Source organism: Aquipseudomonas alcaligenes NBRC 14159, assembly GCF_000467105.1.
Lineage (GTDB): Bacteria > Pseudomonadota > Gammaproteobacteria > Pseudomonadales > Pseudomonadaceae > Aquipseudomonas > Aquipseudomonas alcaligenes.
Window position 1 is genome coordinate 1 of record NZ_BATI01000011.1, and the last position, 13,116, is coordinate 13,116.

Below are 13,116 nucleotides of genomic sequence, written 5' to 3' on the forward strand. Positions count from 1 at the left end.
CCGTGAGCTGCCCCTGACCTCAGGTGGGACATCGACCCACGCCGACCGAAATACCACTCCGTGCCAAGGCAACATGATTTGGGGCACCGGCCGATACATCGCTCCGTGGGTAGGCCCTCGGCTAACCCGCCCTACGCCTCGCTCAGACCAACACGCGGCGCATGCTCGGCCATCAGCTCCGCCACCCAATCGATAAACACCCGCAGCTTGGCGCTGACATGCCGATTGGGTGGGTAGGCCAGGTAGAGCGGCATCGGCTCCAGTTGCCAGTCCTCGAACAGCGGTAGCAGCGCCCCGCTAGCCCGCTGGGGCTTGGCCATATATTCCGGGAGCCAGAGGATGCCGAGGCCGGCCAGGCCGGCGGCGAGGTAAGCGTTGCCGTCATCCACTGCCAGCGCCAGACGGCCTTGCAGGGCGATACGCTCCTCGCCGCGGCGCATGACACCGGAAACCGCCTGGCGGGTGCGTGCGCCGAGGAAGCTGATGATCTGGTGATCGCCCAGTTCGCGCGGGTGTGCCGGCACGCCGGCGCGGGCCAGGTAGCCGGGCGCCGCGTACACGCCGATGCACAGGTCGCCCACATGCCGGGCCACCAGCGACTGCTCGGCGATGGCGCCGCCGCGCACCACGCAGTCCACGTTGTCGCCGATCAGGTCGACATGACGGTCGCTGACGCCCAGGTCGAGCTGGATCTCCGGGTAGCGTTCGCGGAAGGCCGGCAGTGCCGGGATCAGAATCAGGCTGGCGAAGGGGCTGGGCACATCCACCCGCAGGCGGCCGCGCGGCGCGCTGGCGGCGGCGGACAGGCTGGTCTCGGCGTCGTCCATGTCGGCCAGCAGGCGGATCACCCGCTCGTAGTAGGCGGCACCGTCGGCGGTGACGTTGACCTTGCGCGTGGTGCGGTTGAGCAGGCGCACGCGCAGCCTTGCCTCCAGCTGCTGCACCAGCTGGGTGACGCTGGTCTTGCTCATGTGCAGGGTGTCGGCGGCCTTGGTGAAGCTGCCAGTTTCCACCACACGGGCAAAGGCCTGCATCGCATCGAAACGGTCCATCGCGACTCCGGATTGTTTGGATTCTACAAACAGTGATGGACAGTGTTGCGCGTTTATCAAGCCAGCGCACGCGCCTAGAGTCGCGCCATCGAAAACCACCGATGGAGAGAGACCGATGACAACCCGTGATGTGATTTTCCCGCCCGACCGCCATGCCCTGTACGAGCTGCACCGCTATTCACCAGCGATTCGCTCCAATGGCTTCCTGTTCGTCTCCGGCCAGGTCGGCAGCCGCAAGGATGGCTCGGCCGAACCGGACCTCGCGGCCCAGGTACGCCTGGCCTTTGCCAACCTCAATGCGATCCTGGCCGAGGCCGGCAGCAGCTTCGATGATGTGGTCGACACGACCATCTTCATGGTCGATCCCGACTCTAAATTCGAGACCATCTGGGAAGTAGCAGCCGAGTTCTGGGGCGAAGCCCCCTACCCGACGGTGACCGCTCTCGGCGTGACCTGGCTGTCCGGCTTCGACTTCGAGATCAAGGTGATCGCCAGGCTGCCGCAGTAGGCCTGCAGCAAAAAGCCCCCGGCCTGGCGACCGAGGGCTTCTGGCGATACGCGCGAAAGCGCGGAGCTATTCCGGCTGCAACCCGATGGGAAAGAATTCGCCGCCGCTCCAGACCCCGAGCCAGGTCTGCCCGTCGATCTGCCGCTCCACGGCCAAGTCGACCAGTTGGTAGAACACGTTGCGGTGCACCAGCGCTTCCAGGTTGCGCCGCACGTGCAGGTAGGGCGCGGGCTCCTGGGTGTCGGGGTCGATCTCCACGCGCAGGGGGTGTTCGGCGCCGGCCTCGATCTCCTCGTCGACATTGGTGGTGAAGCGCAGCAGCTGCCCTTCCCCCTCGCCTTCCACCTGCATTGTCACGGCCACGAAAGGCGCGTCATCGACGATGATGCCGACCTTCTCCACCGGGGTGATCAGGAAGTACTTGTCGTCATCGCGCCGGATGATGGTGGAGAACAGCTTGACCATCGGCTTGCGCCCGATCGGCGTGCCCAGGTAGTACCAGGTGCCGTCGCGGGCGATGCGCATGTCGATGTCGCCGCAGAAGTCCGGATTCCACAGGTGGACCGGCGGCAGGCCCTTGCCCTCGCCCTTGGGAATCTGCGCCAGCAGGTCGCCGGCCTTGCCCGGATCGGTCATGCGGATATCTCCTCGTACGGGTCGCCAGCAGTATGGCGGCTAGCGCTCGCTGACGCCCAGCAAGGTGCGCGCGTACTGTTCGAACGGTGCACGCAGCTGGTCAGCGGGCTGGTTATCGTAAAACGTCAGGATTCCGCCGCGAATATGGATGCGCGCGGTGTCCACCAGGTAGCGGGTGCCAGTCTCGATCAGCATCAGCTGGATCACCCCGGAGTCGACACCGAGACGGTCCAGCGCCTCCTCATCCTCCCACTCCACCACCGTGCCGATACGGTCGTCGGCACCGGCGAAGCGGGCGTACAGCAGGTAGTGGGCACCGGCCGAACGCGCGTCGATCATCGCCTGGTCCAGGCCCTCGGGCTGGCTGGCGCGACGCACCAGCGGGAAGTACTCGACGAAGGCCTTGAACGCCTCTTCCGCCACCACGTTGGGCCGCGGATGGGCGTCGCCCGGCGGCACGTAATGGCTTTGGGCGATGTAGACGAAGGAGTCGGCCTGCAGGCGCCAGGACGCGGAGCGACGAGTGTCGCTGTGGTCGAGCACACCAGCATCGCGCAGGTGGTATTCGGCGCCAGCGGCCAGGTCGCTGGCCTTCATGCAGCCGCCAAGCGCGCACAGCGCCAGCAGCAGGATCAAGCTACGCATTGGGGTTCCTCCCTGCCGGTGACGGAAAACCGGCGGATAGAGTGACATAGCAGCTTCCGCGCCAACCCTCACAATCCCCTCTGCCACTCCTGACGCAGCTGCGCACTGTGTGGTCGCTCGATGGCCTGGCGCACCTGGGCCAGCAGGCGGGCCTTGTCGGCGCCCAGGTTGCCCTTGAGCACCAGGTAGTTGGAGGCGTGGTCGCTGCGGAACACGGTGTTCTGCAGCTCCAGCCCCTGCAGCAGGCGCTCCACTTCGAGGAACAGCTGCTGCTGGCCGAGCGGCTGGAAATCAGCGAAGCCTTCGCGGAAACGCGCCTCGCCCATGGGGAAGCTGACCACCAGGGTGGAGAGGAATTCCGGCTGGGCGGCATTCATCAGGCGCGCTGAGTTATCGGCATGCTGCTCGCTGAGGGCGGTACCGCCAAGGCCGTTGAGGATCATCACCGAGCGGGTGATGCCGGCTTCGCCGAGTTTTTCCAGGGCGCTGAGGCTGGACTCATAGGTCTCGCCCTTGTTGACCCGCGCCAGCACCTCGTCGTCACCCGACTCGCAGCCGACATAGGCCATTTTCAGGCCGGCGTCGGCCAGCTCCTTGAGCTCGGCCACCGACTTCTTGCGCAGGTTGCGCGGCAGGCAGTAGCTGGAGACGCGGTCGACCTCGGGCATGTGCTCGCGAATGGCCTGCAGGATATTCAGCAGGCGCCGGGTCGGCAGCACCAGGGCGTCGCCGTCGGCGAGGAACACCCGCTGCACGATCAGCCGTTCGCCGGCGCGGCGGATTTCCTCCAGCACCTGGTCCTCGTCGCGGGCACGGAATTTCTTCTGCGGCGCCGTGTACATCTCGCAGAAGGTGCAGTGGTTCCACGAGCAGCCGTTGGTCACCGGCAGGATCAGGGAATGGGCTTCGCTCGGCGGACGGAACACCGGCTCGATATAGGCGATGGGGAATTCGGCGGACATGGTTTCTGGCTTGGTACGGGGCGGCCGATTAGCCGCCGATGATTTTCATGACGGTGACACCGCCGGCAAAAGCGACCTCCTGCTTGTCCGCCAGGGCGCGCACCAGCAGGCGTTGCAGGGCCGGCAAGGCCTGGTGGCGCGGCTTGTCGAGCAGATCGCCGACATAGTGGCGGTTGCTCGACGACAGGCAGCCATGCAACCAGCCAGTCGACGACAGGCGCAGGCGCGAGCAGGTACGACAGAACGGCACGCTCTCGTTGGCGATCACGCCGAAGAAGCCGCGGCCGGGAATCTCATAGCGCAGCGCGGTGGCATCCAGTGGTGCCGGCGCCTGGACGAACTCGTGATGCTCGGCGACCTTCTCCAGCAGCTCGGGCATGCCATAGAACTGCTGCTGGAAGCTGGCCCCCTCACGGGCCAGATGGCCCATGCGCATCAGCTCGATGAAGCGCAGCTCGAAGCCGTTCTCCAGGCAGTAGTCGAGCATCGGCAGCACCTGCTCGTGGTTCTGCCCGCGCAGCGGCACCATGTTGATCTTGATCTTCAGCCCCGCGGCCCGCGCCTCCGCCAAGCCCTGCTGCACAGTCGGCAGATCACCGCCACGGGCGATGCGCTTGAAGGCGACTGGGTCGAGGGTATCCAGGGACACGTTGATGCGCTTGAGCCCGCACTCCAGCAGCAACGGCAGCTTGCGCGAGAGCAGCTGGCCATTGCTGGTCAGGCCGATGTCCTGCAGACCCAGGCGGCTGACGCCGCGCAGGAAGTGTTCGAGCTTGGGGCTGACCAGCGGCTCGCCGCCGGTGATGCGCAGGCGTTCGATGCCGGCCGCCTCGATCAGGTAGGCCACGCCGCGCACCATGGCCTCGGCGGACAGCTCGTCCTGCGCCGCCACCAGACGCTTGCCGTCCGGCACACAGTAGGTGCAGGCGTAGTTGCAGGCGGCGGTCAGGCTGATGCGCAGGTTACGAAAGCGCCGACCCTGGCGATCAACGATCATGGGCAACTCCGACAGTGTTCGCTTCGGAGTATATGCCCGCCGCCGATGGCAAAAAACGCATCATTGGCGGGCTGAATGGCATCAGGCTGCCGGCGCTTCGCCGTCGCGCTTGCGCTTGTTGCCCATGCGCACGCCGATGTCCATGAGGAACTGGAAGAAGCCATCCTGGTCCTCCAGCACGCTGCTCCAGAACGGCGAGTGGTACAGCGCCACGGCGCCGTGCACCAGCGCCCAGGCGGCGCAGTAGTGGAAGTAAGGCGGCACGTCCTCCAGCTTGCCCTCCTCGATGCGGCCCTTGATCAGCTGGGTCAGACGCTCGAAGTTGGAGGTACGGATCTTGTGCAGCTGCTCGACCATCTCCGGCACCTGGTTGCCCTTGACCACCTTCTCTTCGAGGCGGTCGAACAGGCGATAGCGCTGCGGGTCGCGCATGCGGAACTCGAAGTAGGCGCGCGCCAGCGCTTCCTTGTCCTTGGCCACGTCCTCGGACAGCAGCAGGGCATTGAGGTCGCGCTCGTAGTCCAGCATCAGGCGCAGGTAGACCTCGGCCTTGGACTTGAAATGCTTGTAGATCGTGCCTTTGCCGATACCGACGGCGTCGGCGATCATCTCGACGGTGACGCTGTCTTCACCCTGTTCAAGGAAGAGCTTGAGCGCGGTATCGAGAATTTCCTGTTCGCGACGACGGAATTCACGGACTTTGCGAGGCTCTTTGTTCATAAAATGACTACAGGATGAAAAATCGAGGCGCAATATTATGCCTGTTCAGCACGAAAATGCACGGATCATCGGCCCCATGCCCAATCTAAGCGACGAATTTCCTCTAGCTGCAGGCCTTTGCTACCTCAATCACGCCGCCGTGGCGCCCTGGCCGAAGCGCGCCAGCGAGGCCGTGCAGCGCTTCGCCGAAGAGAACAGCCGCAGCGGTGCCCGTGATTATCCGGCCTGGCTGCAGGTGGAAAGGCGCCTACGTGAGCGCTTCCAGCGCCTGCTGAACGCAACGAGCACCGCGGATATTGCACTGGTCAAAAACACTTCGGAAGCCCTCTCCTTCGTCGCGTTCGGACTGGATTGGCGAGCTGGCGACCAGGTGGTGATCAGCGACGAGGAGTTTCCCTCCAACCGCATCGTCTGGGAGGCCCTGAAGCCACGCGGTGTCGAGGTGGTACAGGTCAACCTGAGTGGCAGTGACCCGGAGGCTGCCCTGCTCGCCGCCTGCGGGCCGCGCACGCGGCTGCTGTCGATCAGCGCCGTGCAGTACGCCAGCGGCCTGCGCCTGGACCTGCCACGCCTGGGCGCGGGCTGTCGCAGCAAGGGGGTGCTGCTGTGCGTGGACGCCATCCAGCAACTCGGCGCCCAGCCCTTCGACGTCCAGGCCAGCGACTGCGCCTTCGCCATGGCCGATGGGCACAAATGGCTGCTCGGCCCGGAAGGTCTCGGCGTGTTCTATTGCCGCAGCGACCTGCGCGAACAGCTGGCCCTGCATGAATACGGCTGGCACATGCTGGAGCATGCCGGCGACTATGACCGCCGCGAGTGGCAGCCGGCACGCAGCGCTCGACGCTTCGAGTGCGGCAGCCCGAACATGCTTGGCGCCATGGCACTGGAGGCCAGCCTGTCGCTGCTGGAGGACGTCGACATGACGCAGGTTGCGGCGCTGATCGAGGAGCGCGTGCTGCAGCTGCAGGAAGGATTGCAGCGCATCGCCGGGGTGCAGCTGCACAGCCCGCTGAACCCGGCCCGACGCGCCGGTATCCTGACGTTCAGCTGGGACGGTTGGGACAACCAGGCGCTATTCGCCCGTCTCAGGGAGCGACAGGTGATCTGCGCGCAACGGGGCAAAGGTATCCGTTTGTCGCCGCACTTCTACACCGAGCCGGCGGTGATCGAGCAGACGCTGGCCGTGCTGGACCAGTTGCGACAAGACTGAGTGCTCAGCAGAGGCGGCGGTATTCCAAATACGTTTAAGAAACCGCCCAAACCAATCTGGACGATCGGAATTCCTGGCCAATACTGGAACTACTGGTGTGCGGCATCTCCCCCCAAGTGCCCCGCCAGTCTGGGTACCGTGGATCGCGTACCTTGTTTTACTCCTAATGGTCTTGACCCGGATTCATCCCCCAGAACCCGGGTTTTTTTTGTCCGCGATTTTTACCCACCGAGCCGATCAGACGACTCTGGCCAGCGGAAACAGGCGCTTGAAGTTGGCCGTGGTCTGCGCGGCCAGGTCCTCGAAGCGCTCGCCGCGCACCATCGCCAGGAACTCCGCGACCTCGCGCACATACTGCGGCAGATTGGGTTTGCCGCGATGCGGGATGGGCGCGAGATAGGGCGCGTCGGTTTCCACCAACAGGCGGTCGGCCGGCACCTTGCGCGCCACTTCGCGCAGGGCATCGGCATTGCGGAAGGTGACGATGCCGGACAGCGAGATGTAGAAGCCGATGTCCAGCGCCGCCTTGGCCATCTCCCAGTCCTCGGTGAAGCAGTGCAGCACGCCGGCCTGCGGCAACGCCGCCTCGCGCAGCAGCGCGAGAGTATCGGCGCGCGCCTCGCGGGTGTGCACGATCACCGGTTTGCCGGTGATCTTCGCCGCCTCCAGATGCAGGCGGAACGACTGCTGCTGCAGCTCGGCCGCCTCCGGCTCGTAGTGGTAGTCCAGCCCGGTTTCGCCAATGGCCACCACATGCGGGTGGTTCAGCTCGCCCAGCAGCCAGTCCAGTGCCGGCGCCTCGCCCTGCTCCAGATCCAGCGGATGCACCCCCACCGAGCAGTCGACATCGGCAAAGCGTTCGGCCAGCGCCTTGACTGCCCCGGCGTTGTCGGCGCTGACGCCGATGCACAGGAAGTGCTGCACGCCACGGGCGCGGGCGGCAGCCAGCGCCGCATCGAGGGAACCATCATGGGCCGCCAGATCGAGGCGGTCGAGGTGGCAGTGGGAATCAACCAGCATGGAATTTCTCTGTCTCTGAAATGACGAAGCGCCCGATTCGGGCGCCTCTACCTTGAAGCTTGGTGTGCGTGGTTCAGAACCTGTTCTCGATCTCGCGAGCTAGCGATAAACGGTGGCGAAAATGGCCGAGGAGGCGGAGTTTACGAGTAGTAAATGAGCATTCCGAGGCTGTTTTCAACGCCGTTTAGCCGACGCGCAGCAGATTGTGGGCAGGTTCTTACATGGTGTGGGTCGGGCGATCCGACTTCAGCGCACCGGCCAGGTAAGTCTCGATCTTGTTGCGCGCGGTGTTGTCGCCATCGTTGAACTGAACACCGACACCAGCGGCACGGTTGCCCTGAGCGCCCTTGGGGGTGATCCACACTACTTTGCCAGCCACCGGGATCTTCTCCGGCTCGTCCATCAGGTTCAGCAGCATGAACACCTCGTCGCCCAGCTTGTAGCTTTTGGCGGTGGGGATGAACAGGCCGCCGTTGCGAACAAACGGCATATAGGCCGCGTAGAGAACGGATTTGTCCTTGATGGTGAGGGACAGGATGCCGTTACGCGGTCCCAGATTCGGTGGCAAACTCATGCGCTAATCCTGGCAACTTAATCCAATTTCTCGATTCTAGCCCGGTCCGGGCAGGCTTGCCCACTGCACCAGCAGGGCTTCGAGAAGCAGAGCACCGTTCAGGTTGGCCTTGCCCAGCACCTTCTGCCGTTGCTGTAGCAACCAGTCCTGCATGGCCAGCAGCTTGTGCTGCGGGGTTTTGTCGGCCAGGTACTGCACCACCTTGCGCATGTCGGCAGCCCCGAGGCCCTCCTCGTCGCGGCTCAGCTGGTAGCGCAGCATCAACTGCGCCCAGTCGCAGAACCAGTCGAACAGCATGGCCATCGGCAGGGTCTTCCAGGCCTCGGCCAACTGGCTGGGACTGGCCTGCTGCTTGAGCAGCTTCTTAACCCCCTCGACCACCAGCGCGCGCTGCTCCAGTACGCCCTGAGCGTGCAGGCGGCGCGCCATCAGCGGCGAGCCGGCAGCCAGCGCCAGCAGCTCGCCACGCTGCTCGTCGCTCACCTCGGGCAGCGCCTGGGCCAACCAGGCCAGGCTCTGCTGCGGGCTCGGCAACGGACAGGCCTGCTGCACGCAGCGGCTCTTGACGGTCGGCAGCAGGCGACTGGGCTGGTGACTGACTAGTAGCAGCACGGTATCGCCGGAAGGCTCCTCCAGGCTCTTGAGCAGGGCATTGGCGGAGTTGAGGTTCATCGCCTCCACCGGCTCCAGCAACACCACCTTGCGCCCGCCCAGCTGCGCGGTCTGCACCACGAAGCTGACCAGCTCGCGCACTTGGTCGACCTTGATCGCCTTGTCCGCCTCCTCTGGCTCCAGTACGAACACATCAGGATGGGTACCGGCCGCCAGCAGGTGACAGGCCTTGCACTGGCCGCAAGCCTCCAGGCTGTCGGGTTTCTGGCACAGCAGCCGGGCCATCAGACGCTCGGCCAGGTCGCGCTTGCCGATGCCGGCGGGCCCGTGCAGCAGGTAGGCGTGGGCATGCCGTGGGCGGCTCGCCAGTTGCTGCCAGAGTGGCTCCTGCCAGGGGTAGGCCTCAGCCACGGCAGCGCTCCAGGATTTCCGGCAGCAGCGCATCGATGGCCCGCTGCACTGCCTGCAGCGACTGCGCCGCATCCAGCACGCGATAGCGCGCCGGCGCGGCTTGGGCACGCTGCAGGTAGGTATGGCGCACGGCATCGAAGAAGGCGCGCCCCTCCTGCTCGAAGCGATCCAGGCGCCCGCGCGCGGCAGCACGCGACAGACCGATCTCCACCGGCAGGTCGAATACCAGGGTCAGGTGTGGACGCAGCTCGCCCTGGACGAAACGCTCCAGTTCGGCGATGCGCGCCTCGCTCAGGCCGCGACCGCCGCCCTGGTAGGCGTAGGTGGCATCGGTGAAGCGATCACAGAGCACCACGGCGCCGCGCGCCAGGGCCGGGCGAATCACCTGCGCCAAATGCTGCGCGCGCGCCGCGAAGACCAGCAGCAGCTCGGTATCGCTGTCCATGATCTCGTCACTGGGCGCCAGCAGCAGCTCGCGGATGCGCTCGGCCAGCGGCGTGCCGCCGGGCTCGCGACTCAGCACCACCTCGATGCCCTGCTCGCGCAGACGCTCGGCGAGGTACTCGCGGTTGGTGCTCTTGCCGGCCCCTTCCGGGCCCTCCAGGGTGATGAACAGACCGCTCACGGGTTTTCCTTATCTGGGCGCGGGGCTGGAGCGGTAATCGGCGCGGCGCTTGAGCTGATACTCGCGCACGGCACGGTTGTGCTGCTCCAGGGTTTCCGAGAATACATGGCTGCCATCGCCGCGGGCGACGAAGTACAGGCTCTTGCCGGCCACCGGATTGAGCGCGGCATGAATCGCTTCGCGGCCGGCCAGGGCGATCGGGGTTGGCGGCATGCCATCGATCACGTAGGTGTTGTAGGGCGTCGGCTGCTGCAGGTGGGCGCGGGTCAGGTTGCCGTTGTAGCGCTCACCGAGGCCGAAGATCACCGTCGGGTCGGTCTGCAGGCGCATGCCGCTGCGCAAGCGGCGGACGAACACGCCGGCGATCTGCCCGCGCTCTTCGGCCACGCCGGTCTCCTTCTCCACCATCGAGGCCATGATCAGGGCGTCGTAAGGCTTGCGATAGGGCAAGCCGTCAGCGCGCCTGGCCCACTCCTCGTCCAGCACCTGATCCAGACGTACACTGGCCTGCTTGAGCAGATCCAGATCGCTCATGCCACGCACGTAGCGGTAGGTATCGGGAAAGAAACGCCCTTCCGGGCTGACACCGGCCAGGCCGAGCCGGTCCATCAGCGCCTTGTCATCGAGATCGGCCAGGCGTTGCTCGAGCTTTTCCTGGCGCACCAGCGCCGCGCGCACCTGGCGGAAGCTCCAGCCCTCGACCAGCGTCAGGCTGTACTGCACCACCTCGCCGCGCCGCCACAGTTCGAGCAGGTCGCGCGCGCTCTGCTGGGGAGTCAGACGATATTCGCCGCTGTGCAGCGCCTGGCCAGGCAGATTGAAGCGCCAGTACAGACGCAGCCAGAAGGCGCCATCAAGCACCCCTTCCCCTTCCAGGCGGTTGAGCAGGCCACCGGGCGTATCGCCCGGCACGACCTCGATCAGGCGTTCACTCTCCAGCTTGAGCGGCTGGTCCAGGGCGCTGCGCAGGCTCCAACCAGCCAGAGCCAACGCCAGCATGAGTGCCACCAGGCCGGCGACCAGCAGCAACAGCAACTTGCGAATCACGAATCAGGAATCCAGAAGACTGCGGATAAGGGCCTGCAGTTTACGGGTGAGCGGCCCGGCCGGCCAGACGCTGGAGGCCAGTTCGCGCACCGGCCAGATGCCATAAAGGCTGTTGCAGAGGAAAACCTCGTCAGCCCCGAGCAGTTCGTCGTAGCCAATGTCACGCACCTCACAAGAGATGCCCAGGCGCCTCGCCTGCTCCAGCACCTCGGCGCGCATCACGCCGGCCACGCCGCAACGCGACAGGTCGGCGGTCGCCAGTGCGCCGTCATTGAGCAGAAACAGGTTGCTGTAGACGCCTTCGATCACCCGCCCGGATTGATCACGCATCAGTCCCTCAGCGAAGGCAGGGTCCTGCCACTCGCCACGGGCCAGCACCTGCTCCAGGCGATTGAGGTGCTTGAGGCCGGCCAGCAGCGGCTGCTCGGCCAGGCGCGTGACGCAGGGGTAAAGGCATACGCCCTGCTCGGCATTGGCGGCGGGATAGCTGGGCAGCGGATTGCCCAGCAGGATGCGGCGCGGCTGCGTAGGTTGCGGCGGTGCGTAACCGCGCAGACCCTCACCACGGGTGATGATCAGCTTGGCCACGCCCTCGCCCAGCTCGCTGAAAAAGGCATGCAGCTCGGCCTCCAGCGCAACCAGATCGAGATCGATGGCCAGCCGCCGCAGGCCCTCGGCCAGGCGCGTCAGATGACGCGACAGCAGAACGGCGCGGCCGCCGCGCACGGCGATGGTCTCGAATAGACCATCGCCATAGGCCAAGCCGCGGTCGCTCAGCAGTAGCTCCGTGGCCGGGCGGCCGTCGACCCAGCTCAGCATCAGCCGTTGAAACGGCGGAACACCAGCGATCCGTTGGTGCCGCCGAAGCCGAAGGAGTTGGACAGCACCGCGTCGATCGCCAGCGGCTTGGCCTGGTGGGCGACGAAGTCGAGATCGCAGCCCTCGTCCGGCTCGTCCAGGTTGATGGTCGGCGGCGCCACCTGATCGCGCAGGGCCAGCACGCTGAAGATCGCCTCGACCGCACCGGCGGCTCCCAGCAGGTGGCCGGTCATGGACTTGGTCGAGCTGACCGACAGCTTGTGCGCATGCGCGCCGAACACCGACTTCACGGCACAGGCCTCGGCCTTGTCGCCCGCCGAGGTCGAAGTGCCGTGGGCGTTGATGTACTGGATCTGCTCCGGGTTGAGGCCGGCATCACGCAGTGCATTGGTCATGCAGCGGGCAGCCCCGGCGCCATCTTCGGGCGGCGAGGTCATGTGGTAGGCATCGCCGCTCATGCCGAAGCCGACCAGCTCGGCGTAGATGGTCGCGCCACGCGCCTTGGCGTGTTCCAGCTCCTCCAGCACCAGAGCACCGGCGCCGTCGGACAGCACGAAGCCGTCACGGCCCTTGTCCCAGGGGCGGCTGGCCTTGGTCGGATCGTCGTTGCGCGTGGACAGTGCGCGAGCCGCGCCGAAGCCACCAATGCCCAGACCACAGGTGGCCATCTCGGCGCCACCGGCGACCATCACGTCCGCCTCGCCGTAGGCGATGTTGCGCGCGGCCATGCCGATGCAGTGAGTACCGGTGGTGCAGGCGGTGGCGATGGCGTAGTTCGGCCCCTGCAGACCCAGGTGAATCGACAGGAAACCGGAAATCATGTTGATGATCGAGCCGGGCACGAAGAACGGCGAAATGCGCCGCGGCCCCTGCTCGAACAGGGATTTGCAGTTGTTCTCGATGTTGGTCAGACCGCCAATCCCCGAGCCCATGGCCACGCCGATGCGCTCGCGGTTGGCATCGGTGACTTCCAGGCCGGAATCACGCATCGCCTGGAAGCTGGCCGCCAGGCCGTACTGGATGAACAGGTCGAGCTTGCGCGCCTCCTTGGCCGACAGATATTCCTCGACGTTGAAGCCCTTCACCGAACCGCCGAAGCGGGTGGAATAGGCCGACAGATCCATATGCTCGATCAGGCCGATACCACTGCGGCCGGCCAGAATGCCCTGCCAGCTGCTGGCTACATCGGTGCCCAGCGGCGACAGCATGCCCATACCGGTAATCACGACGCGTCTACGCGACACTGCACAATCCTCTTGTTCGTTGAAACTGGCCGCC

15 protein-coding genes are annotated in these 13,116 nt (G+C 65.6%); 2 read left to right on the forward strand and 13 right to left on the reverse strand.

Annotation, left to right across the window (positions count from 1 at the left end):
- Positions 1-131 precede the first annotated feature (131 nt).
- Positions 132-1,052 (reverse strand): LysR family transcriptional regulator, encoded by a 921-nt coding sequence (locus PA6_RS08300; RefSeq protein ID WP_021700456.1) that lies wholly within the window; start codon positions 1,050-1,052, stop codon positions 132-134.
- 115 nt (positions 1,053-1,167) lie between these two features.
- On the opposite strand from PA6_RS08300, the gene PA6_RS08305 reads away from it, so the two are divergent.
- Positions 1,168-1,560 carry a RidA family protein gene (locus PA6_RS08305; RefSeq protein WP_021700457.1) on the forward strand — a complete coding sequence of 131 codons (393 nt, stop codon included), beginning with the start codon at positions 1,168-1,170 and terminating at the stop codon, positions 1,558-1,560.
- Between the two features lie 66 nt (positions 1,561-1,626).
- Here PA6_RS08305 and PA6_RS08310 read toward each other — a convergent pair whose 3' ends face one another.
- The 5 genes from PA6_RS08310 to PA6_RS08330 all read right to left on the reverse strand — a co-directional run bounded on the left by PA6_RS08310 (position 1,627) and on the right by PA6_RS08330 (position 5,520).
- Complete coding sequence (locus PA6_RS08310; protein ID WP_021700458.1) at positions 1,627-2,196, reverse strand: DUF1285 domain-containing protein; 570 nt, start codon at positions 2,194-2,196, stop codon at positions 1,627-1,629.
- Positions 2,197-2,235: 39 nt separating this feature from the next.
- Complete coding sequence (locus tag PA6_RS08315; protein ID WP_021700459.1) at positions 2,236-2,841, reverse strand: DUF4823 domain-containing protein; 606 nt, start codon at positions 2,839-2,841, stop codon at positions 2,236-2,238.
- Positions 2,842-2,909: 68 nt separating this feature from the next.
- Positions 2,910-3,803 (reverse strand): radical SAM protein, encoded by an 894-nt coding sequence (locus PA6_RS08320; RefSeq protein ID WP_021700460.1) that lies wholly within the window; start codon positions 3,801-3,803, stop codon positions 2,910-2,912.
- Positions 3,804-3,831: 28 nt separating this feature from the next.
- Positions 3,832-4,800: a GTP 3',8-cyclase MoaA gene (locus PA6_RS08325; protein WP_021700461.1), complete on the reverse strand. Its 969-nt coding sequence runs from the start codon at positions 4,798-4,800 to the stop codon at positions 3,832-3,834.
- A gap of 81 nt (positions 4,801-4,881) precedes the next feature.
- Positions 4,882-5,520 (reverse strand): TetR/AcrR family transcriptional regulator, encoded by a 639-nt coding sequence (locus PA6_RS08330; protein ID WP_021700462.1) that lies wholly within the window; start codon positions 5,518-5,520, stop codon positions 4,882-4,884.
- A 76-nt stretch (positions 5,521-5,596) separates the two neighbouring features.
- On the opposite strand from PA6_RS08330, the gene PA6_RS08335 reads away from it, so the two are divergent.
- Positions 5,597-6,730, forward strand: a complete 1,134-nt coding sequence (locus PA6_RS08335) for an aminotransferase class V-fold PLP-dependent enzyme (RefSeq protein WP_021700463.1) — start codon at positions 5,597-5,599, stop codon at positions 6,728-6,730.
- 237 nt (positions 6,731-6,967) lie between these two features.
- On the opposite strand, the gene PA6_RS08340 is transcribed toward PA6_RS08335, so the two are convergent.
- The 7 genes from PA6_RS08340 to fabF all read right to left on the reverse strand — a co-directional run bounded on the left by PA6_RS08340 (position 6,968) and on the right by fabF (position 13,082).
- Positions 6,968-7,750, reverse strand: coding sequence for a TatD family hydrolase (locus PA6_RS08340; RefSeq protein WP_021700464.1), 783 nt, complete (start codon positions 7,748-7,750; stop codon positions 6,968-6,970).
- 217 nt (positions 7,751-7,967) lie between these two features.
- On the reverse strand, positions 7,968-8,324 hold the full coding sequence (locus PA6_RS08345; RefSeq protein ID WP_021700465.1) for a PilZ domain-containing protein: 357 nt from the start codon (positions 8,322-8,324) through the stop codon (positions 7,968-7,970).
- A 36-nt stretch (positions 8,325-8,360) separates the two neighbouring features.
- The gene (locus tag PA6_RS08350; RefSeq protein ID WP_021700466.1) at positions 8,361-9,347 is read right to left on the reverse strand and encodes a DNA polymerase III subunit delta'; all 987 of its coding nucleotides are present in this window, start codon (positions 9,345-9,347) and stop codon (positions 8,361-8,363) included.
- On the reverse strand, positions 9,340-9,972 hold the full coding sequence (gene tmk, locus PA6_RS08355) for a dTMP kinase (RefSeq protein ID WP_021700467.1): 633 nt from the start codon (positions 9,970-9,972) through the stop codon (positions 9,340-9,342). The genes PA6_RS08350 and tmk overlap by 8 nt, the downstream gene beginning before the upstream one ends.
- A gap of 9 nt (positions 9,973-9,981) precedes the next feature.
- The gene (gene mltG / locus PA6_RS08360) at positions 9,982-11,019 is read right to left on the reverse strand and encodes an endolytic transglycosylase MltG (RefSeq protein WP_021700468.1); all 1,038 of its coding nucleotides are present in this window, start codon (positions 11,017-11,019) and stop codon (positions 9,982-9,984) included.
- A 3-nt stretch (positions 11,020-11,022) separates the two neighbouring features.
- Positions 11,023-11,838: an aminodeoxychorismate lyase gene (gene pabC / locus PA6_RS08365; RefSeq protein WP_021700469.1), complete on the reverse strand. Its 816-nt coding sequence runs from the start codon at positions 11,836-11,838 to the stop codon at positions 11,023-11,025.
- A complete protein-coding gene (fabF, locus tag PA6_RS08370; RefSeq protein ID WP_021700470.1) occupies positions 11,838-13,082 on the reverse strand; it encodes a beta-ketoacyl-ACP synthase II in 1,245 nt (414 codons plus the stop codon). Before fabF ends, pabC begins: the two co-directional genes overlap by 1 nt.
- Positions 13,083-13,116 lie beyond the last annotated feature (34 nt).